The 20,823-nt window shown below is 67.7% G+C and carries 17 protein-coding genes; 9 read left to right on the top strand and 8 right to left on the bottom strand.

Translation table 11 applies throughout. The features are described from left to right. Positions 1–727: 727 nt before the first annotated feature. The gene (locus PcP3B5_RS10315; RefSeq protein ID WP_009618945.1) at positions 728–952 is read right to left on the bottom strand and encodes a VF530 family protein; all 225 of its coding nucleotides are present in this window, start codon (positions 950–952) and stop codon (positions 728–730) included. 234 nt (positions 953–1,186) lie between these two features. Between PcP3B5_RS10315 and PcP3B5_RS10310 the strand changes: the two genes are divergently transcribed. Beyond that, positions 1,187–2,377 (top strand): sugar transporter, encoded by a 1,191-nt coding sequence (locus tag PcP3B5_RS10310; RefSeq protein WP_061561183.1) that lies wholly within the window; start codon positions 1,187–1,189, stop codon positions 2,375–2,377. Positions 2,378–2,428: 51 nt separating this feature from the next. On the opposite strand, the gene putP is transcribed toward PcP3B5_RS10310, so the two are convergent. Next, positions 2,429–3,946, bottom strand: coding sequence for a sodium/proline symporter PutP (gene putP, locus PcP3B5_RS10305; RefSeq protein ID WP_009618943.1), 1,518 nt, complete (start codon positions 3,944–3,946; stop codon positions 2,429–2,431). A gap of 622 nt (positions 3,947–4,568) precedes the next feature. Between putP and PcP3B5_RS10300 the strand changes: the two genes are divergently transcribed. Further along, positions 4,569–6,614, top strand: a complete 2,046-nt coding sequence (locus PcP3B5_RS10300) for a TonB-dependent receptor (protein ID WP_061561182.1) — start codon at positions 4,569–4,571, stop codon at positions 6,612–6,614. 336 nt (positions 6,615–6,950) lie between these two features. Here the strand turns inward: PcP3B5_RS10300 and PcP3B5_RS10295 are convergent, their stop codons facing one another. The 4 genes from PcP3B5_RS10295 to PcP3B5_RS10280 form a co-directional block, all read right to left on the bottom strand. Then, positions 6,951–7,727, bottom strand: coding sequence for an ABC transporter permease (locus PcP3B5_RS10295; protein ID WP_009618941.1), 777 nt, complete (start codon positions 7,725–7,727; stop codon positions 6,951–6,953). Then, on the bottom strand, positions 7,724–8,656 hold the full coding sequence (locus PcP3B5_RS10290; protein ID WP_061561181.1) for an ABC transporter ATP-binding protein: 933 nt from the start codon (positions 8,654–8,656) through the stop codon (positions 7,724–7,726). Before PcP3B5_RS10290 ends, PcP3B5_RS10295 begins: the two co-directional genes overlap by 4 nt. A 93-nt stretch (positions 8,657–8,749) precedes the next feature. Beyond that, positions 8,750–9,370: a glutathione S-transferase family protein gene (locus tag PcP3B5_RS10285; protein ID WP_061561180.1), complete on the bottom strand. Its 621-nt coding sequence runs from the start codon at positions 9,368–9,370 to the stop codon at positions 8,750–8,752. A 115-nt stretch (positions 9,371–9,485) separates the two neighbouring features. Further along, entirely contained in the window at positions 9,486–10,157 is a 672-nt protein-coding gene (locus tag PcP3B5_RS10280) for a transglutaminase-like domain-containing protein (protein WP_061561179.1), read from the bottom strand. Between the two features lie 146 nt (positions 10,158–10,303). On the opposite strand from PcP3B5_RS10280, the gene PcP3B5_RS10275 reads away from it, so the two are divergent. The 3 genes from PcP3B5_RS10275 to PcP3B5_RS10265 all read left to right on the top strand — a co-directional run bounded on the left by PcP3B5_RS10275 (position 10,304) and on the right by PcP3B5_RS10265 (position 13,791). Next, complete coding sequence (locus PcP3B5_RS10275; protein WP_061561178.1) at positions 10,304–12,742, top strand: acyl-CoA dehydrogenase; 2,439 nt, start codon at positions 10,304–10,306, stop codon at positions 12,740–12,742. A gap of 143 nt (positions 12,743–12,885) precedes the next feature. Then, positions 12,886–13,302 carry a PA2816 family glutamine-rich protein gene (locus tag PcP3B5_RS10270; protein WP_043315061.1) on the top strand — a complete coding sequence of 139 codons (417 nt, stop codon included), beginning with the start codon at positions 12,886–12,888 and terminating at the stop codon, positions 13,300–13,302. 78 nt (positions 13,303–13,380) lie between these two features. Beyond that, complete coding sequence (locus PcP3B5_RS10265) at positions 13,381–13,791, top strand: PA2817 family protein (RefSeq protein WP_043267118.1); 411 nt, start codon at positions 13,381–13,383, stop codon at positions 13,789–13,791. A 293-nt stretch (positions 13,792–14,084) separates the two neighbouring features. Here the strand turns inward: PcP3B5_RS10265 and PcP3B5_RS10260 are convergent, their stop codons facing one another. Continuing rightward, positions 14,085–14,579: an Lrp/AsnC family transcriptional regulator gene (locus tag PcP3B5_RS10260; RefSeq protein WP_061561177.1), complete on the bottom strand. Its 495-nt coding sequence runs from the start codon at positions 14,577–14,579 to the stop codon at positions 14,085–14,087. 137 nt (positions 14,580–14,716) lie between these two features. Between PcP3B5_RS10260 and PcP3B5_RS10255 the strand changes: the two genes are divergently transcribed. After that, entirely contained in the window at positions 14,717–15,763 is a 1,047-nt protein-coding gene (locus PcP3B5_RS10255; RefSeq protein WP_061561176.1) for an ornithine cyclodeaminase, read from the top strand. Positions 15,764–15,790: 27 nt separating this feature from the next. On the opposite strand, the gene PcP3B5_RS10250 is transcribed toward PcP3B5_RS10255, so the two are convergent. Beyond that, positions 15,791–17,152, bottom strand: a complete 1,362-nt coding sequence (locus PcP3B5_RS10250) for an OmpA family protein (protein ID WP_145923869.1) — start codon at positions 17,150–17,152, stop codon at positions 15,791–15,793. A 330-nt stretch (positions 17,153–17,482) separates the two neighbouring features. Between PcP3B5_RS10250 and allE the strand changes: the two genes are divergently transcribed. From allE to PcP3B5_RS10235, 3 genes are all read left to right on the top strand, one after another. Continuing rightward, positions 17,483–18,259 (top strand): (S)-ureidoglycine aminohydrolase, encoded by a 777-nt coding sequence (gene allE / locus PcP3B5_RS10245; RefSeq protein WP_009618917.1) that lies wholly within the window; start codon positions 17,483–17,485, stop codon positions 18,257–18,259. An 86-nt stretch (positions 18,260–18,345) separates the two neighbouring features. Next, entirely contained in the window at positions 18,346–19,374 is a 1,029-nt protein-coding gene (locus tag PcP3B5_RS10240) for an aspartate/ornithine carbamoyltransferase family protein (RefSeq protein ID WP_009618916.1), read from the top strand. A 53-nt stretch (positions 19,375–19,427) separates the two neighbouring features. Further along, positions 19,428–20,816, top strand: a complete 1,389-nt coding sequence (locus PcP3B5_RS10235) for a YfcC family protein (protein WP_202964461.1) — start codon at positions 19,428–19,430, stop codon at positions 20,814–20,816. Positions 20,817–20,823 lie beyond the last annotated feature (7 nt).

Genomic DNA, 20,823 nt, shown 5'->3' with positions numbered 1-20,823 from the left:
TAGGATCGAGGGGGACGCCTAGTTCTTGCTCGCGAACAAACACGGTGCCATGCGGTTCGCGAGCAAGCTCGCTCCTACGAGAAGCCATGTGCACCGGTATGGTCCGCGATAGCCGGGAGGTATCGGCGCGATTCGCGGATGAGATCCTACGCCACGCCATTCCCCTGTAGGAGCGCGCCCTGCGCGCGAATCGCGGGCAGGGCCCGCTCCTACAGGTTGCCGGGAGGCACGGTATCCGCCCCCCGTAGGAGCGGACCTTGTCCGCGATAGCCGGACGCCCCGGCGCGATTCGCGGATGAGATCCTACGCCGCCCCACCCGCGCCATTCCCCTGTAGGAGCGCGCCCTGCGCGCGAATCGCGGGCAAGGCCCGCGGGAGGCACGGTATCCCCCCGTAGGAGCGGACCTTGTCCGCGATAGCCGGACATACCGGCGCGATTCGCGGATGAGATCCGCTACGCCGCCCCACCCGCGCCATTCCCCTGTAGGAGCGCGCCCTGCGCGCGAAATCGCGGGCAGGGCCCGCTCCTACAGGTTGCCGGGAGGCACGGTATTCCTCCCCCCGTAGGAGCGGACCTTGTCCGCGATAGCCGGACGCCCCGGCGCGATTCGCGGATGAGATCTCCTACGCTGCCCCACCCGCGCCATTCCCCTGTAGGAGCGCGCCCTGCGCGCGATTTCGCGGGCAGGGCCCGCTCCTACAGGTCGCCGGGGGCCGGGCCATCCGCTCAACCCCGCCCGCGCACCATCTGCACGTAGAGCTTCTCCACCTGCTCCCGCGCCCAGGGCGTGCGGCGCAGGAAGGTTAGGCTGGACTTGATGCTGGGCTCGCTCTTGAAGCAGCGGATGTCGATGCGCTTGGCCAATCCCTCCCAGCCGTACTGCTCCAGCAGGCGTTCGAGGATGGTCTGCAGGGTCATGCCGTGCAGCGGGTCCTTGGGTTTCTCGCTCATGGTCGGGCTTCGTCGTCGGTGCGTAAGTGCGCGCACCTTAGCAGCAAGCCGCCAAGCGCGCAGCCCAGGCGCAGACAGGCGCCCGGCGCACGGCGTAGAATGGCCGCCGCGACTGCCGCAGCCCCCATACCAACAACGATTCCTCTTCGCCCGCCCGCACCCGGCCCTTCGCCGCCGGGGCATCACGCGTGGCCGGGGGACTCGGCCTGAGCCCCACCCTCACTCAGGATTCCCATGCACAACCCGCAAGACACCCGCACCGGCAGCTGGCTGAACGTCATCGCCCTGGCCATCGCCGCCTTCATCTTCAACACCACCGAGTTCGTACCGGTGGGCCTGCTCAGCGACATCGGCCGCAGCTTCGACATGCGCCCGGAACAGGCCGGGCTGATGCTCACCCTGTACGCCTGGGTGGTGTCGCTCACCTCGCTGCCGCTGATGCTGGCCACGCGCAACATGGAGCGGCGGCGCCTGCTGGTGGCGATCTTCTGCCTGTTCATCGGCAGCCACCTGCTCTCCGGCGTCGCCTGGAGCTTCACCACGCTGATGCTCAGCCGCTTCGGCATCGCCTTCGCCCATGCGGTGTTCTGGTCGATCACCGCATCCCTGGCGGTGCGCGTGGCGCCGCCGGGCCAGCAGGCCAAGGCCCTGGGCCTGCTGGCCACCGGGACCATCCTGGCGATGGTCCTGGGCATCCCCCTGGGCCGCGTGCTCGGCGAGGCCATGGGCTGGCGCGCGACCTTCCTGGCCATCGCCGGCGTCTCGCTGGTGGTGGTGCTCTGGCTGGCCCGCGCGTTGCCGCTGCTGCCCAGCCAGAACTCCGGCTCGCTGCGCAGCCTGCCGCTGTTGCTGCGGCGCCCGGCGCTGGTGGCGCTGTACGTGCTCACCGTGCTGGTGATCACCGCGCAGTTCACCGCCTACAGCTACATCGAGCCCTTCGCCCGCGAGGTGGCCAGGCTGGACAGCCAGCGCACCACCCTGCTGCTCCTGCTGTTCGGCGGCGCCGGGCTGTTCGGCTCGATCCTCTTCAGCCGCTACAGCGAGCGCTTCCCGCGCGGCTTCCCGTGCCTGACCATCGCCGTGCTCGGCAGCTGCCTGCTGCTGCTCCTGCCGCTGGCCCGCGAGCCCCTGGCGCTGCTCGGCCTGAGCCTGTTCTGGGGCGCCGCCATCCTGTGCTTCGGCCTGGCCCTGCAGGCCAAGGTGCTGCAACTGGCCCACGACGCCACCGACGTGGCCATGGCCATGTTCTCCGGGCTGTACAACGTCGGCATCGGCGGCGGCGCGCTGCTCGGCAGCCGGGTGGTCGGCGGCATCGGCCTGGCGCAGATCGGCAACGTCGGCGGCGCCGTGGCCATGGCCGGCCTGGCGCTGTGCCTGTTCGCCTGCTGGCGCTATGCCGAAGCGCTGCGCAACGGACACAAATGAAAAAGGCCGCGGCCCCTTGCGGGACCGCGGCCTTGGCTACCGCTCAGCGAATCAGCGGCCGGCGGCGGGAGCCGAGGCCGGCAGGTGGGCCTCGCCGTACTCCGCCTCGGCTTCGTCGAAGCGCTGCTGCATGGCCCTGGACGGGGCCGGGCCGAGCAGGCTGAAGACCACGATGGCGACGCTGGCGAACAGGAAGCCGGGGATGATCTCGTACAGGCCGAGCCAGCCGAACTGCTTCCAGACGATCACGGTGACCGCGCCGACCAGCATGCCGGCCAGGGCGCCGTTGCGGTTCATGCGCTTCCACAGCACCGAGAACAGCACCAGCGGGCCGAAGGCGGCGCCGAAGCCGGCCCAGGCGTAGGACACCAGGCCCAGCACGCGGTTTTCCGGGTTGGCCGCCAGGGCGATGGCGATCAGCGCCACCAGCAGCACCATGGCGCGGCCGACCCAGACCAGCTCCAGCTGGCTGGCGTTCTTGCGCAGGAAGGCCTTGTAGAAGTCTTCGGTCAGCGCCGAGGAGCACACCAGCAGCTGGCAGCTCAGGGTGCTCATCACCGCGGCGAGGATGGCCGACAGCAGCACGCCGGCGATCCACGGGTTGAACAGGATCTTCGCCAGTTCGATGAAGATGCGCTCATGGTTCTCGGTGACCGCGCCGGCCTGCTCCGGGTTGGCCTGGAAGTAGGCGATGCCGAAGAAGCCCACGGCCACGGCGCCGCCCAGGCAGAGGATCATCCAGGTCATGGAGATGCGGCGCGCGGCCGGGATCGACTTGACCGAATCGGCGGCCATGAAGCGCGCCAGGATGTGCGGCTGGCCGAAGTAGCCCAGGCCCCAGGCCATCAGCGAGATCACGCCGATGAAGGAGGCGCCCTTGAGCATGTCGAAGTTGGCCGCGTCCTTCAGCTCGATGGCGGCGAAGGTCGGCTCCACGCCACCGGTGGCGAACAGCACGATGATCGGGGTGAGGATCAGCGCGAAGATCATCAGCGAGGCCTGCACGGTGTCGGTCCAGCTCACCGCCAGGAAGCCGCCGACGAAGGTGTAGGCGATGGTCGCGGCGGCGCCGGCCCACAGGGCGGTCTCGTAGGACATGCCGAAGGTGCTTTCGAACAGGCGGGCGCCGGCGACGATGCCCGAGGCGCAGTAGATGGTGAAGAACACCAGGATCACCACCGCCGAGAGCACGCGCAGGATGCGGCTGTTGTCCTCGAAGCGGTTGGTGAAGTAGTCGGGGAGCGTCAGCGCGTTGCCGTTGTGCTCGGTGTGCACGCGCAGGCGCCCGGCGACGAACAGCCAGTTCAGGTAGGCGCCGACGATCAGGCCGATGGCAATCCAGCTTTCGGAGATGCCGGAGAGGTAGATCGCCCCCGGCAGGCCCATCAGCAACCAGCCGCTCATGTCCGAGGCACCGGCCGACAGGGCCGTGACGAAGCTGCCGAGGCTGCGGCCGCCGAGGATGTAGTCGGAGAAGTTGTTGGTGGAACGGTAGGCGGCGAATCCGATCAGGACCATAGCCGCGATGTAGATCACGAACGTGACCAGTGTTGGCGTGTTGACGCTCATGGGGGCTCCCCTGAAGCTTGTTTTTATCCAGGCCCGGTGGGTAATCCGGGCCCTTGCTCGTCGGGGCCGGCGCGGTTGGCGTCGGTCCCCCTGCCGTGCCCTTCGGCACGGCGGGGCGGCAGCGGCCCTGCGCAAGCTCCGCTACCCCCCCTGTCGCCACCCGTCGCGGTTGCACCACGCGGGCGGCTGATTCTTCGGCGCCCCCTCACCGTCCCGGGGCAGCCGTCGCCACATTGCCCGGCGCACGTCCGGGGACACGCGCGGGCGGCGGATTCTAACGCAAGGAAAAGCCCTTGTTGCACCGAATCGCCGAACGGTTGCACTCAAGGTGCAACCCGGATGGGCGAATGGCGGAATCTAGTGGCACCCTGCCCCGGCATTCTTGCGAAAAGCTCTGGACTTGTTGCGAAAAACTCCAGGACGCCCGCCCTGTGCAGCCAGCGGCTAGCACTTTCTGATCTGAAAGCACTTGATTTTCAAACCACAGGGAATGTTATGTTATAACAACATAAATCAAGGCCGCCCCACCGAGCGACCCGCCAAGCCCCTGCCTAGAGCCTTCGCACAGCCCGAGTCGCCACGGGAGGGGCGCGTTCTGCCCGAAAAAACCAAGGAGCCCCCGATGTCCACGTCCCGCCCCCTGCCCCGCTGGCCACTCGCGCCGCTGACCCTCGCGCTGTTCGCCGTTCCCGCGCTCGCCGACACCCGCCCTGCCGAGCTGCAGCCCCAGGTGATCACCGCCAACCCGCTGGGCGAGGTGCAACCCGCCGCGCCCAGCAGCGTGCTACAGGGCGACGACCTGACGCTGCGCCAGAAAGGCAGCCTGGGCGAGACCCTCGACGGCCTGCCGGGGGTGTCCTCCACCTGGTTCGGCCCCGGCGCCAGCCGGCCGATCATCCGCGGCATGGACGGCGACCGCATCCGCCTGCTGCGCAACGGCGTGGGCGCGCTGGATGCCTCGTCGCTGTCCTACGACCACGCGGTGCCGGAAGACCCCAACGTGGTCGAGCGCATCGAAGTGGTCCGTGGCCCGGCCGCCCTGCTCTACGGCGGCAACGCCATCGGCGGGGTGGTCAACAGCTTCGACAACCGCATCCCCAGCGAAGCGGTGGACGGCGTCCACGGCCGCGGCGAGCTGCGCTACGGCGGCGCCGACACCACCCGCAGCGCCGCCGGCGCGGTGGAAGCCGGCGACGGCAACTTCGCCCTGCACCTGGACGCCGGCTCCCGCGAGTTCAACGACCTGCGCATCCCCGGCTACGCCCATTCCCGCGCCCAGCGCGCGATCGACGGCGACGACTCCAGGCACCGCGTCGAGAACAGCGACGGCCGCCAGGACAGCGGCGCCATCGGCGGCAGCTACCACTGGGACCACGGCTACGCCGGGCTTTCCTACAGCGGCTACGACGGCAACTACGGCTCCCCCGCCGAGGACGACGTGCGCCTGAAGATGCAGCAGGACCGCTACGCCTTCGCCTCGGAGATCCGCGACTTGGAAGGCCCGTTCAGCTCGGTGAAGCTGGACGCCGCCTACACCGAGTACCAGCACAAGGAGATCGAGGACGGCGAGACCGGCACCACCTTCAAGAACGACGGCTACGAGGCGCGCATCGAGGCCCGCCACAAGCCGCTGGGCCCGCTGCAGGGCGTGGTCGGCGCGCAGGTGGCCAACAGCCGCTTCTCGGCCCTGGGCGAAGAGGCCTTCGTGCCGCACACCGAAACCGACAGCGCGGCGCTGTTCTTCCTGGAGAACTGGCAAGCCAGCGAGCGCCTGGCGCTGAGCTTCGGCGGCCGCGTCGAACACAGCCGCGTCGACCCCGACGCCAAGGACAACGAGCGCTTCGCCGAGAACGACGGCAGCCGCAGCTTCACCGCCGGCAGCCTGTCCTCCGGCGCGGTGTACCAGCTGACGCCGATCTGGGCGCTGGCCGCCACCCTCAGCTACACCGAGCGCGCGCCAACCTTCTACGAGCTGTACGCCAACGGCCCGCACGCCGCCACCGGCACCTACGAGGTGGGCGACGCCGATGCGGACAAGGAAAAGGCGGTCTCCACCGACCTGGCCCTGCGCTTCGACAACGGCATCCACAAGGGCAGCGTCGGCGTGTTCTACAGCCGCTTCTCCAACTACATCGGCCTGCTCGCCAGCGGCCGCTACCGCGACGAGGAAGGCGAGGTGGTCGCCGCCGACAGCGACGAGGCCCTGCCGGAATACCTCTACAGCGGCGTGCGCGCGGAGTTCTACGGCGTCGAGGCGCAGGACCGCATCCACCTGCTGGAAAGCCCCTACGGCAACTTCGACCTGGAGCTGTCCGGCGACTACACCCGGGCGAAGAACCGCGACACCGGCCAGCCGCTGCCGCGCATCGCCCCGCTGCGCCTGAACAGCGCGCTGATCTGGGAACTGCAGCAATGGCAGGCGCGCCTGGAAGTGGAACACGCCGCCTCCCAGCACCGCGTGCCGGACGAAGAACTCTCCACCGACGGCTACACCACCCTGGGCGCCAGCGTCGGCTACAGGTTCGACATGGGCGGCAGCCAGTGGCTGGCCTTCGTCAAGGGCGAGAACCTGACCAACCAGACGGTGCGCTACGCCAGCTCGATCCTGCGCGATAGCGTGCCGGCGGCGGGACGCGGCATCGAGGCGGGGGTGAAGGTGGCGTTCTGATGGAGCGCGGCAAGGCGCTCTTCGTAGGATGGGTTGAGCGAAGCGATACCCATCGCCGGCCCTGCCGGCGCAATCGCGGATGAATCCGCTCCTACAGGGGAATGCCGTGCCTCACAGCAAACTGTAGGAGCGGGCCCTGCCCGCGATGGGGCTACCCGGCAACATCGGCGTCTTGGGTTGACGCCGCTCCCTCTCCCCAGCCCTCGGCTGCACGCCCGGCCCTCAAGGGAGAGGGGGCCGTTCGGCGTTGTCCTGAACCATTGGTTCGCGAGCAAAAACAGAAGGCCCCGGTTCCTCACGAAACCGGGGCCTTCGTTCAAGCGCAAAACCGTGCCGTTACTGGCGCATCCCCCGCCCGCTCACCAGCAGGCGGATGCAGAAGAAGTACAGGATCACCGTCGCCACCAGCATGAAGATCAGCGCCGTGCCGATCTGGATGTCCGACACCCCGAGGATGCCGTAGCGGAAGGCGTTGACCATGTGCAGGATGGGGTTGGCCAGCGATACCGTCTGCCAGAATTCCGGCAGCATGTGGATGGAATAGAACACCCCGCCCAGGTAGGTCAGCGGCGTCAGCACGAAGGTCGGGATGATCGAGATGTCGTCGAAGTTGCGCGCGTACACCGCGTTGACGAAGCCGCCCATGGAGAAGATGGTGGCCGTCAGCACCACCACCAGCACGGTGATGCCCAGGTGGTGCACCTGCAGCTTGGTGAAGAACAGCGACAGCGCCGTGACGATGACGCCCACCGCCAGCCCGCGCAACACGCCGCCCACGGTGTAGCCGAGAAGGATGGTGTGCGGCGACACCGGCGACACCAGCAGCTCCTCGATGGAGCGCTGGAACTTGCTGCCGAAGAAGCTCGACACCACGTTGCCGTAGGCGTTGGTGATCACCGACATCATGATCAGCCCCGGCACTATGTACTGCATGTAGCTGAAGCCGCCCATGCCGCCGATCTGCCGGCCGATCAGGTTGCCGAAGATGACGAAGTACAGAACCATGGTGATCGCCGGGGGCAGCAGGGTCTGTGGCCAGATTCGGGTAAAGCGGCGGACTTCGCGGTAGACGATGGTGTTCAGGGCCACCCAGTTGGCGCGCAGCTCGCTCATACCGCCACCCTCGACAGGTTCTTCTCGACCAGCGACACGAACAGCTCCTCCAGACGGTTGGTCTTGTTGCGCAGGCTCAGCACCTCGATGCCCTGTCCGTTCAGCAGGGCGAACAGGCCGTTGATGCCGGCGGCCTTGTCCACCTGCACCTCCAGGGTGTGGTCGTCCAGCAGCCGCGCCGGGTAGCCGGGCAGTTGCGGGAGCTGGGCCACGGCGCCCTTGAGGTCGAGCACGAAGGTCTCCACGTGCAGCTGGGTCAGCAGCTTGCGCATGCTGGTGTTCTCGACGATGGTGCCGTGGTCGATGATCGCGATGTTGCGGCAGAGCTGCTCGGCCTCCTCCAGGTAGTGGGTGGTGAGGATGATGCTGATGCCCTGCTGGTTCAGTTCGGTGAGGAAGTTCCACATCGAGCGGCGCAGCTCGATGTCCACCCCGGCGGTGGGCTCGTCGAGGATCAGCAGGCGCGGCTCGTGGATCAGCGCGCGGGCGATCATCAGCCGGCGCTTCATGCCGCCGGAAAGCTCGCGCGAGGCCGAGTTGCGCTTGTCCCACAGGCCCAGCTGGTTGAGGTACTTCTCGGCGCGCTCCTTGGCGATTTTCGCCGGGATGCCGTAGTAGCCGGCCTGGGTCACGACGATGTCGAAGACCTTCTCGAACTGGTTGAAGTTGAACTCCTGGGGCACCACGCCCAGGCAGCGCTTGACCTTCAGCGGCTCGCGGTCGAGGTCGTGGCCGAACACCGTGACCGTGCCGCTGGTCTTGTTCACCAGGGTGGAAAGGATGCCGATGGTGGTGGACTTGCCGGCGCCGTTGGGGCCGAGCAAGGCGAAGAAATCGCCCTCGGCGACGTCCAGGTCGATGCCCTTGAGGGCCTGGAAACCGTTGCCGTAGGTTTTCGTCAGTTGACGGAGGGTAAGCGCGGAACTCATGGAATTTCCCGTGGCTGGGCGGCGCATGAAAATGGAACAGCTAGATAAGGGCCGGCGCCGGCAATTGCAACCTTCACCGGCGCCGCGGGCGGTTCAGGTCAGCTCGCTCATCACCGCGCTGCGGTAGGCCGGGCGCTCGCGCAGGCGGGCATACCAGGCCTCCAGGTGCGGCATCGGCGGACGCTGGATGGGCATCTCGAACCAGGCGTAGATGAAGCTGCCCAGGGGGATGTCGCCCATGCCGAAGCGTTCGCCGGACAAGTATGGCTGGCGCCCCAGGGCCTGCTCGGGCACCGCCAGGGCCGTCACGCAGGCCTCGATGCCGGCGGCGATGGCCGCTTCGTCACGCTGCTCCGGCGGGGTGCGCAGGGTACCCCAGAACACCGTGCGGAAGGGCCCGGCGAAGGTCGAGGTGGTCCAGTCCATCCACTTCTCGGCGCTGGCGCGCTGCTGCAGGTCCTGCGGGTAGAGGCTGTCGGGCGCGTACTTCGCTGCCAGGTAGCGGACGATGGCGTTGGATTCCCAGAGCACGAAGTCACCATCCTCCAGGGTGGGCACCACGCCGTTGGGGTTGAGCGCGCGGTAGGCCGGCTCGTTCACCACGCCGAAGGCGCCGCCGGCGTCGATGCGCTGGTAGGCCACCGCGGCCTCCTCGGCGCACCACAGCGCCTTGCGCACGTTGGACGAATTCTTGCGGCCCCAGATCTTCAGCATGGCGTTCGCTCTCTTCTTGTTCGGAGGGTGGGCGCGACCAGGGCAGGTCGGCCGGTGAATCCAAGCACCCTACCGGTCGGCGCGGCAAGAAGAAAGGCGTGCGGACTGATGATGACTATCGATTGCCTTCATGCTTCGGCGCTTCGGCCTGCATGTCGCCGGACAGCGGCGTGGGGCCGGCGTCGAACAGGTGCGGGTAGCAGGCGCGCAGGTGGCCGAAGAACAGGTCCTCGGGGACGTCGGCGAACTGGCCGTGGTCGCACAGGTACTCCATGTGCCGCCGGCCGCCCTGGTCGAATTCGTGGAAGACGCTGTCCTGGCGCCCGTCGAATTCCAGCGGCAGCACGCCGAAGGCCTCGCACAGCTCGCGGTTGAAGGCCGGCGTGGCCTTGACCCAGCGGCCGTCGAGGAACAGCTCGGTGTAGCCGTGCATGGCGAACACCTCGCTGCGCAGCATCTCCACCATGCGCCCGCTGGCCAGGTGGTTCTTCACGTCGGCCAGGCCGATGCGCGCGGGGATGCCGCAATGCCGGGCGCAGGCCGCCAGCAGCGCGGCCTTGGGCACGCAGTAGGACTGCCCGGCCTGCAGCGCGTGGCTGGCCTTGAGCGTCTGCGCATCGAGGCTGAACACATAGGGGTTGTAGCGGATGCCGTCGCGCACCGCGTAGTACAGCGCCACCGCCTGCTCGCGCAGCTGCGGCGAGGCGCCACGGTGCCGTTGGGCGAACTCGATCACCGCGGGGTGGTCACTATCCAGGTAGCGGCCGGGTTCGAGGTAAGCCTGCATGGGGGAATCTCCTTCACGGTTCCGGCCAGTCTAAACAGCCCGTCCGCGCACCGTGGAGGACGATCCGGCCAAGCTCGCCGAGGAAGGCGCCAACACCCGGCTAAGCTGTGAGGGATCGCCCCGTCGTTCGTCATGGAGGAAAGTGCATGTCGTTGCTCTGGTTGATCGTTCTCGTGCTCGGCGTCGCCTGGCTGGCCCACCGGCGCGTGGCGCCGGCCCCGGCGCTGGGCATAGTCGCCGTCTATCTCATCTTCATGGGCCTGTTCAGCCACGCCCACGGCTGGATGATCCTGCTCTGGCTGCCCTGGCTGGCGGTGGCCGCCGCCCTGGCCCTGCCCGACCTGCGCCGCAAGCTGTTCAGCGGCCCGTTGTACGCCTGGTTCAAGCAGGTGCTGCCGCCGATGTCCGACACCGAGCGCGAGGCCATAGAGGCCGGCACCGTGTGGTGGGACGGCGACCTGTTCAGCGGCCGCCCGGACTGGAGCAAGCTGCTGGGCGCCCCTGCGCCGCAGCTCACCGAGGAGGAACAGGCCTTCATCGACGGCCCCACCGAGCAGCTCTGCGCCATGGTCAACGACTGGGACATTTCCCGGCGCATGGACCTGCCGGAGGAAGCCTGGGCCTTCATCAAGGAACAGGGCTTCTTCGGCCTGATCATCCCCAGGGAATACGGCGGCAAGGGTTTCTCCGCCTTCGCCCACTCCCAGGTGGTGATGAAGCTGGCCAGCCGCAGCGGCGACCTGGCCTCCACCGTGATGGTGCCCAACTCCCTGGGCCCGGCCGAGCTGCTGCTGCACTACGGCACCGACGAGCAGCGCCAGCGCTACCTGCCGGGCCTGGCGCGCGGCGAGGAAATCCCCTGCTTCGGCCTGACCAGCCCGCAGGCCGGCTCCGACGCCGGCGGCATGACCGACATCGGCATCGTCTGCAAGGGCCAGTGGCAGGGCGAGGAAGTGCTCGGCCTGCGCCTGACCTGGGAGAAGCGCTACATCACCCTGGGCCCGGTGGCCACCCTGCTCGGCCTGGCCTTCAAGTGCCACGACCCGGAGCACCTGCTGGGCGGCGAGGAAGACCTGGGCATCACCCTGGCCCTGGTGCCCACCGACACTCCCGGAGTGGAGATCGGCCGGCGCCACGTGCCCCTGGGCGCGGCCTTCATGAACGGGCCGAACTCGGGCAAGGACGTGTTCCTGCCGCTGGACTGCATCATTGGCGGCCAGGCGATGATCGGCAAAGGCTGGATGATGCTGATGAACTGCCTGTCGGTGGGCCGCTCCATCTCCCTGCCGGCGGTGGGCACCAGCGCGGCCAAGGGCTGCAGCTACAGCAGCGGGCGCTACGCGCAGATCCGCGAGCAGTTCAACGTGCCCATCGGCGCCTTCGAGGGCATTCAGGAAGCCCTCGGGCGCATCGGCGGCAACGCCTGGATGATGGACTGCGCGCGCATCCTCACCGCCCACGCGGTGGACCTGGGCGAGAAGCCCTCGGTGCTCTCGGCCATACTCAAGTACCACCTCACCGAGCGCGGCCGCGAATGCATCAGCCACGCCATGGACATCCACGGCGGCAAGGGCATCATCCTCGGCCCGCGCAACTACCTGGGCCGCGCCTGGCAGACGGCGCCGATCTTCATCACCGTGGAAGGCGCCAACATCCTCTCGCGCAACCTGATGATCTTCGGCCAGGGCGCCATCCGCTGCCATCCCTTCGTGCTCAAGGAAATGGCCCTGGCCCAGCAGGAAGACCAGGCCCACGCCGCCCACGAGTTCGACCGCCTGCTGCTGCGGCACATCGGCTTCGCGGTGAGCAACGCCGCCAGCAGCCTGCTGCTGGGCCTGGGCTTCGGCCGCTTCGACCACGTGCCCGGTGACCGCCTGACGCGCCCCTACTTCCGCGCGGTGAACCGCCTGGCGGCCAGCTTCGCCATGCTCGCCGACTTCAGCATGATGCTGCTGGGCGGCGAACTGAAGCGCAAGGAACGCCTCTCGGCGCGCCTGGGCGATGCCCTCAGCCACCTCTACCTGGCCTCGGCGGCGCTCAAGCGCTACCACGACCTGAACCACGCCGAGCACCTGCAACCGCTGCTGCGCTGGGCCCTGGAGGAGAACCTGGCGAAGGCCGAGGAAGCCCTGGCCGCCCTGCTGGAGAACTTCCCCAACCGCTGCGTCGGCTGCCTGCTCAAGCTCCTGGTGTTTCCCCTGGGCCGCCGCCACAAGGGCCCGAGCGATGCGCTGGACGCGGAGATCGCCGGCATCCTCGGCCGCCCGCTGGACGACCCGGCGCTGCAGGCGATCCTCTACGGCGCCTTCCTGCCCACGGCGCAAGACGACCCGCTGGCTGACCTGGAGCGCGCCCTCACCGCCCTGCGTGAAGTCGCGCCCCTGCAGAAACAGCTGCACAAGGCGCTCAAGGAAGGCAAGGTGCGCCCGGCGCCCGGCCAGTCGCCGATCGACGCTGCGGTAGCCGCGCGGGTGCTGGACGAAGACCAGAGCCAGCAGTTGCACGCCGCGGAGAAGGCCCGGCGCCAGGTGATCGACGTCGACGACTTCGCCAAGGAGGAACTCGGCCAGCCCGGCAAGGTCTGACCACCCAGAACCCTTCCCTACCCCATGAAGGGAGCAGTACGCCAAGGGCGCCGACACGGCGCCCTTGGCGTTTTCGCCCCGGGGGCTGCCAGTGCAGGCGGATGGGTGCACACTGGCAGGCAAAGGCAACCGGGAGAACGCCCATGCGCATCCTGCCCATCCTCCTCGTCGGCCTGGCCCTGGCAACCACGGCGCAGGCCGATTCCTGGCTCTACCCGAGCCGCAACAGCCCGCCACCGGCGCCGCTGGTCGACCTGGACGCGCAACAGCAGCAGATCGACAGCCTGCAGCGTCAGGCCGAACAACGCCGCGTGCAGCAGCAGGACCAGCGCCTGCAATACGAAGACCAGCGCCTGCAGCTCAAGCAGCAACAGCTCAAGGACCAGCAGCAGGCCCTGGAGCGCCAGCGCCAGCAACAGCGCCTGCAGGACCAGACCATCGAGCGCCAGCGCACCGACCTGCAGCAGTTCCGCCTGCAGCAGCAACAGCAGCAGCTCGACATGCAGCGGCGGATGATCGACAACCAGCGCCGGCAGACGCAATCTCGGCCGCTGCGTTGAACCCCGCCGCGCGGCTGGGGGCGGCGAAACCCTATATACTCCGCCCCCGTTTCAGCCGTTTCCGCAGAGGACCCCACCATGGCCAGCGCCTACCTTGACCACCACCTCGCCCTGCTGCAGCACCTGCGCATGATCCTCGGCGCCCTGGGCGAAGCCGAGCAGGTCCCGGAGGAGAACCATGGCCTGTTCCTCGAACGCTTCGACGAACTGCTGCAGGAACTGCCGCGCGACCCGGTGGGCGCCCAGTACCTGGGCCAGGACCTGATTTCCCAGACCTTCCACCGCTACCCGCAGATCGCCCACCTGGTGCCGCGCGACCTGCTGTGGTTCTTCGGCGGCGACTGCCTGCACTTCATGCCCGACGAAGAGATCGACCTGTACCAGCAACTGGACGAACGCCGCTTCGCCGCCGAGGAAAACGGCGAGCCTTTCGACTGGAACAAGGAAAAGGCTTTGCTGGCGTTGCCGGAAGACTCGGCCAAGCATTGAGCCGACGCAATCGCGGATACGGGGACACCGCGTAGGGCGCATAACGCCTACGGCGTTATCCGCCGTTTGGCCTCGATCCCCGGCGGCTCCGGGGTTGGCCTGGGCATTGGCAGGGAAGCACGATCGTAGGAGCAACTGTCTTGCGCCGAGGTGCTCTTCGTAGGATGGGTTGAGCTTGCGAAACCCATGCTGTTGCGGCGATGGGTATCGCTTCGCTCAACGCCATCCTACGAAAAGCCGTGCTTCCTGGAACCGTAGGAGGACTGCGTCCGCGATCCGGCCGCCAGGCCGCCCTACCCCTCCTCCGGCACCCGTATCCGGTGGCAATCCTTGATCTCCCGCAGCGCCAGGGTCGACTGGATCGACGCGATGCCCGGCTGCTTGCGCAGCACCTTCTCGACGAACTCCGCGTAGGCATCCAGGTCCTTCTCCAGCACCTGCAGAAGGAAGTCCGCATCGCCGGTGATCTTGTGGCAGGCCAGCACCTCCGGCAGGTCGCGCACGGTCGCCTCGAAGCGGTCCGAGGCGTCGTCGGAGTGGGCGGCGAAGCGCACGTGGACGAAGGCCAGGATATCCAGGCCCAGACGCCGGCGGTCGAGGTTGGCCTGGTAGTCGCGGATGTAGCCCTCCTCCTCCAGGCGCTTGCGCCGCCGCCAGCAGGGCGTGACGCTCAGCGCCAGGCGCTCGCTCAGTTCGGCGTTGGACAGGCTGGCGTCGTCCTGCAACAGGCGCAGCATCGCCAGGTCGGTGGCATCCAGGTCGGCCACGCTGGAATTTCTTTTCTTCATTTCTCTCATCCTGAGTCTGTCATTGCGCAGAAGCCTAGCCCATGCAGTCAGAAAGCACAGTTATTCCCGGCCAGCGGCATAGACTGACCCCAGGCGCCCGATGAACGCGCGGCGCTCCCACTCAGGAGGATGGCAGCATGACCCGTTATCTGGATGTGCAGGACGTTGGCCGACTGCTCGGCGAAATCGGCCCGGGCGCGGCCATCCGTGCCATGGCCGGCTACATCGAGGCCGACTACCGACGCTGGGATGAATTCACCAAGTGCGCCCGCGTCGCCAACCACTCCGCCCTCGGCGTGATCGAACTGATGCCCGCCGACGACGGCAAGCTGTATGCCTTCAAGTACGTCAACGGCCACCCGAAGAACCACCGCGTCGACCTGCCCACGGTGATGGCCTTCGGCGTGCTGGCCACGGTGGACACCGGCTACCCGCTGCTGCTCGGCGAACTGACGCTGACCACCGCCGTGCGCACCGCCGCCACCTCGGCGCTGTTCGCCGGCTGCCTGGCCCGCCCCGACGCCCGCCGCATGGCGCTGATCGGCAACGGCGCGCAGAGCGAGTTCCAGGCCATCGCCTTCCACGAGCTGCTGGGCATCGAGGAAATCCGCCTGTTCGACATCGACCCGGCGGCCACCGCCAAGCTGCAGCGCAACCTCGCCGGCCTCCCCGGCCTGAAGCTGGTGGTGGCGGACTCGGTGCGTGAAGCGGTGCGCGGCGCCGATATCGTCACCACGGTCACCGCCGACAAGACCAACGCCACCATCCTCACTGCCGACATGCTCGAACCGGGCATGCACATCAACGCCGTGGGCGGCGACTGCCCGGGCAAGACCGAGCTGCAGGCCGAAGTGCTGGAGCGCGCGCGGGTGATAGTCGAGTTCGAACCGCAGACCCGCATCGAAGGCGACATCCAGCAGATGCCGGCGGACTTCCCGGTGATCGAGTTCCAGCGCATCCTCGCCGGCGCCGCCGAGGGCCGGCAGAACGCCGAGCAGATCACCGTGTTCGACTCGGTGGGCTTCGCCCTGGAAGACTTCTCCGCCCTGCGCTGGCTGCACGACGCCGCGCGCGAACGCGGCATCGGCCGCGACATCGAGCTGGTGCCGCGGCCGCAGGACCCGAAGGACCTGTTCGGCCTGCTCCGGCAGCCCCAGGGCCAGGCCCTGCGCGCCGTGCGCTGAGCCAGGCGCGCTACGGCGAGGCCCGGCTCACTCCAGCACACTGAACTCGATACGCTGGTTGCGCGCCCTGCCCGCCTCGGTGGCGTTGCTGAAGAGCGGCTGGCTGCGCCCGTAGCCCTTGGCCTGCAGGCGGTCGGGTGCCACGCCCAGTTCCACCAGGCGCGCCACCACGGCCTCGGCCCGAACGCGGGAGGCCTGCTGGCTGCTTTGCGAATCGTCGCTGTCGTCGGTGTGTCCGCCCACTTCCACGAGAGTGCCCGGCGGCGCCTGGCGGATGGCTTCGGCGGCTTCGGCCAGCACTTCGTCGCTGTCGCGGCTGATGGTGCTCGAGCGGTTGTCGAAGCGAATCCCCAACTGGGTCAGGGCATCGGCCAGTTGCCGGGCGCCGGAGCCCGGCGGCAGGCCGTTGAGGGCGGCCAGGGTGCGGTTCCACAGCCCCAGGAATTCGAAGCCGCCGAAGGTCTCGCGCAATTTCTGCGACAGCTCGATGCGCTGCCCCTGGCTCAGCGCGGTGGAATCCATGCGGATGCGCTCGCCGTTGAAGCCCAGCTTGAGCCCCTCGACCTTCAGTTCCGGCAGCAGCTCCAGCAGGCCGTCGAGCCAGGCCGCGGGGCTGGTTTGCCGCTTGACCAGGATGTCGCCCCGCAGGCGCTCCGCGCCGAAGACCTCCTTCAGCCGCCCCAGCAGCGCCGCGCGCTCGTCGATGCTGGTGAGCTGGCCATTGATGCGCACCTTGCCCTCGCGCAGTTCGAGCATGAAGCGCGGCGCCTCCAGCACCGGGCTGGCCTCGGGCTGCGGAGCCACCTCCACGGCTGCCGCCACCCGCGCCTGGGCCACGGGCGTGGACGAGCAATGGCGGAACGACAGCACCATGGTGAGCAGCGACAGCACCAGCAGCGCGCCCAGCCAGGGCGCCAGCCCACGCTTCGCCTCCGGTCGCGGCCCGGCCGGCTCGCCGATCGCCTCCGGCCGCAGCGCCGGCAACAATTCGGCGGTGTCGGCCATCAGCACAGTCAGCCCCTCGGCTCCGGCCTGCGCCGAGCCACCGGCGGCGTCGAGTCCGGCCAGCAGCTCCGGCAGGCAGGCGGCGACCGCCTCTTCCAGCCCCTCGTCGGACAGCCCCAGGTGCCGGGCGAAGCGGCCCAGCGTGCTGGCGTCGAACACCTGCTCCAGCTGGACGCGATCGGGCGCCTGCGCAGGGGGGCCACCCTGCAGCCAGGCGCCCAGTCCCTGCCGGCGCAGGTGCTGGACGAAACCGGCCCAGCCGCCGCGCTGCTCGTCGAGCACCAGGTGAGCCAGCAGGCCCAGGAGCTTCCCGGCGTTTTCCGGCGCCATGTCGAAGCGGCGGCAGACTTCCTCTAGAAGCGGCCCTACGAAATCGTTTTGCATGATCGAAATAGTCCACAGATGAACGGCCAACCCGCGCACACCATGGGACGGAGCGCGCTGTCGCTCCGCCTGGCGGAGAAAGGCGGGCCATGGCGCGCGCCCTTCCTGCGGGAGGCGCCATCTCAACAAAGGCCCCGGACAGGGCCTATAGGGACAATCCGAATGCACGCAGCGGGGGCCCTGAAAAGGGCGAAAAATGGAGCCGCCGCGCTTTTGGCATCAAAAGACAGGTCGTTGTCATGCCCGGCTATCCCCGCCGAAAACCCCGCGCCGTACCTTTTCCGCAACGCACCAATCGAACCGCGCACCACCGGAAAAGGAGAATGCGTCATGCGAGGGTATCCCGAGGGACTATTGAAGAACCGCTCCGTCGTCAAGCACGGCAACTACGCCGTCATCTCGCCGGACGGGCGCGTCATAAACAGCATCCCCGGCATCGTCGACTGCTGCATGACGCTGCTGGCCACGCCCAAGGTAGGTGCGAGCTTCGTGCAGTTGATCGGCACGCTGGGCCCGCAGGCTCGCACCACCCAGGCCTACGGCGGGCTACCCCACGAGGAAGCCTTCCTCTATCTGCTCGACGGCGAGGCGCAGCTGAAGGTTCGCGTGGGCGACGACAGCACCACCCTGCGCCAGGGCGGATACGCCTACGCGCCACCGGGAACGGGCATCGCTTTCGAGAATGCCAACGGCCAGCCCGGCCGCATCCTGCTCTACAAGCAGCGTTTCATCCCCCACCCGGCCGGCTCGTGCCCATACGCGGTGTTCGCCAATGCCAACGACATCGCCTGGACCGACTACGAGGGCATGGCGAACGTCCATATCAAGGACCTGCTGCCCGTCGAGCCGTGCTTCGACATGAACATGCACATCCTCAGCTTCGACCCGGGCGCCAGCCACAACATCATCGAGACCCACGTCCAGGAGCACGGCGCCTACGTCTACGAGGGCCAGGGCTGCTACCTGCTGGACGAGGACTGGTACCTGATCCAGAAGGACGACTTCATCTGGTTCGGCCCGTACTGCAAGCAGGCCGCCTACGGCGTCGGACGCGAGCCGTTCACCTACATCTACTCCAAGGATTGCCACCGCGACGTCGAGGTTTGAGCAATCCAGCGCCGGACGCCACCAGTCCCGCCAACGAGGCCGCCCGGCTTCCCTACGAATCCGCAACGACACAGTAGGAGCATCTCATGGCACTCGATCAGAACTTCAAGACACTGGATATCCGCGACCACCTCGCCGCCACGCAAATGCGAGGCCGGAACATCACCTTCCTGGATGACTTCAGCAGCGACCAGCTCGGCGCTCTCTTCCAGGCTGCGCGGCAGTTGGAGCCCTTCATGCGCACCGGGCTGGACCTGCTGCGGGGCAAGGTGCTCTATACCCTGTTCTTCCAGCCATCGACCCGCACGCGCTGCAGCCACGAGGATGCGATGTTGCGCCTGGGCGGCAGCGTCATCACCGAGTCGGATCCGCTGCACAACTCATCGGCCGCCAAGAACGAAAGCCTGTACGACAGCCTGCGGGTGACCTCGGAATATGCCGACGTGATCGTCATGCGCCATCCCGATGACCGCGAAGCGCTGGAGACGCTGGCCGAGCTGGAGGGCCATGCGTCGCCGGTGATCTCCGGCGGCTATGGGCACGTGACCCACCCCACGCAGGGCCTGCTCGACTGCTACACCTGCTGGCGCGCCTTCGGCGACCTCAGCCGCGTGACGGTGGCCATCGCCACGCCCGACCTGTCGCGGGCCCGCTCCGGGCAGTCGTTCGCCCTGGCGCTGGCGGCGATGGGCGCCAAGATCATCTACACCGGCACCAGCGAACTGCGCACTCCCGCAGTGGTACGCGACAAGCTGGTGCGCATGGGCGCGCAATTCGAGGAGCACTTCGACCTGAGCGAAAGCCAGAACAAGGAGCTGTACATCGAGAGGGACGTAGACCTGATCTATCTGCCCGGCTGCTCGGTCAAGAAGGACGATCCGAACCGCGAAGACTTCGTCAAGACCATGGCCAAGTACTACCTGAGCATGGAAATGCTGCAGGAGATCCGCCAGAAGACCGGCAAGGTGGTTGGCGTACACCACTCACTGCCGCGCAATCCCGGCGAGTTCGACTTCGCCATCGACAACACCGAGCACCAGTTGTACTTCCGCGCCATCGGCTTCTCCGTCGCCATCCGCATGGCGCTGCTGTGCGCAGTCGTGGGAGTGAACTGATGATGACGCCCCATGCCCCGCCCCCCATAGACGGGGGACGCCCGAAGTTCCGCATGCCGGACATCTACATCGTGCTGGTGCTGTTCATCCTGGCCGTGGCCGCGCTCACCTACGTGATCCCGGCCGGGCAGTACGAAAGGCAGACCGTGGAAACCTCACGGGGCCAGCAGACGCTGGTGATCGCCGGCACCTACCATCGGATCGAGCAGCAGCCGGTGGGCGTCATGGACCTGGTATCGGCGATCCCCAACGGCCTCAAGCGCGGTGCCGGGGTCGTGTTCCTGACCTTCATGATGGGCGGGTGCATGGGCCTGATCAAACGCGCGGGCCTGATCGACATGGGCGTGCTGCAGTTGAACAGGGCCGTCGGCGACAAAGGCTTCATGGTGATCCCGATCCTGATCGGCATTTTCACCAGCCTGGCGGCCTTCATCGGCACCCCGGAGCTGTCGCTGGCCTACCTGCCGGTGCTGCTGCCGCTGTTCTATCGGCTCGGCTACGACGGCATGACGGCGACGGCCGTGGCCCTGCTCGGCCCCTGCCTGGGCTTCACCTTCGGGCTGACCATTCCCAGCTCCATCGGCGTCGGCCAGCAGATCGCACAGCTGCCGATGTTTTCCGGTTCCGCCTTCCGGGCCCTTGTGCTGCTGGTCGTCCTGCTGGTCGGCATCGCCTATGTGATGCGCTATGCCGCGCGGGTCAAACGCGACCCCGCATCCAGCCTGAGCCTCGAGTCCGACCGGGAAATCCGCGCGAAGATCGCCGAGGAAGAAGGCGAGGATCGAAAGCTGACCTTCAGCGCCCGCCAGAAGCTGGCCGGGATCGCCTGCCTGGCGATGTTCCCGATCGCCATCGCCCTGATCCTGACGCAGAACCTCGGCTTCGAAGCCATCGGCGGCCTGTTCCTGTGCATAGGCGTGATCACTGCGGCGGTGGCGGGCAAGCGGCCGCAGCAGATCTGCGACGACCTCAATGCCGGCATGCGCGACATGATGGTGGCGGCCCTGCTGTGCGGCGTGGCCAGCGCCATCGCGGTCGTCATGGACCAGGGCGTCATCACCGATACGCTGGTGTACTGGCTGGAGAACATGATGCGCTCGGTCCCTCCGGAACTGAGTGCGATCGCCATCTTCTGGGAGCAGTCGCTCTTCAACTTCCTGATCCCCAGCGCGACGGCGCTCACCGTGCTGACCATGCCGATCATTTCCCCGCTGGCCTCGCTGCTCGATATCTCGCAGCAGGCGGTGGTTTCGGCCAATGCCTGGGGCGGCCAGCTCACCGACGTATTCTTCCCCACCTCCGGGTTCTTCGTGGCGACGCTGAGCATCGCCCGTATCGAGTACGGCAAATGGCTGCGGTTCTATACGCCCCTGATGCTGATGCTGGGCGCGATCGCCAGCGCAGCGCTGTATCTGATGCAAAGCCTCTCGCTAGGTCTGTAGGGAGATC

The sequence above is a fragment of the Pseudomonas citronellolis genome (assembly GCF_001586155.1).
GTDB classification, from domain to species: Bacteria; Pseudomonadota; Gammaproteobacteria; order Pseudomonadales; family Pseudomonadaceae; genus Pseudomonas; species Pseudomonas citronellolis.
Note: the sequence above shows the minus strand (reverse complement) of the source record. Positions and strands in the feature narration are given on the sequence as shown.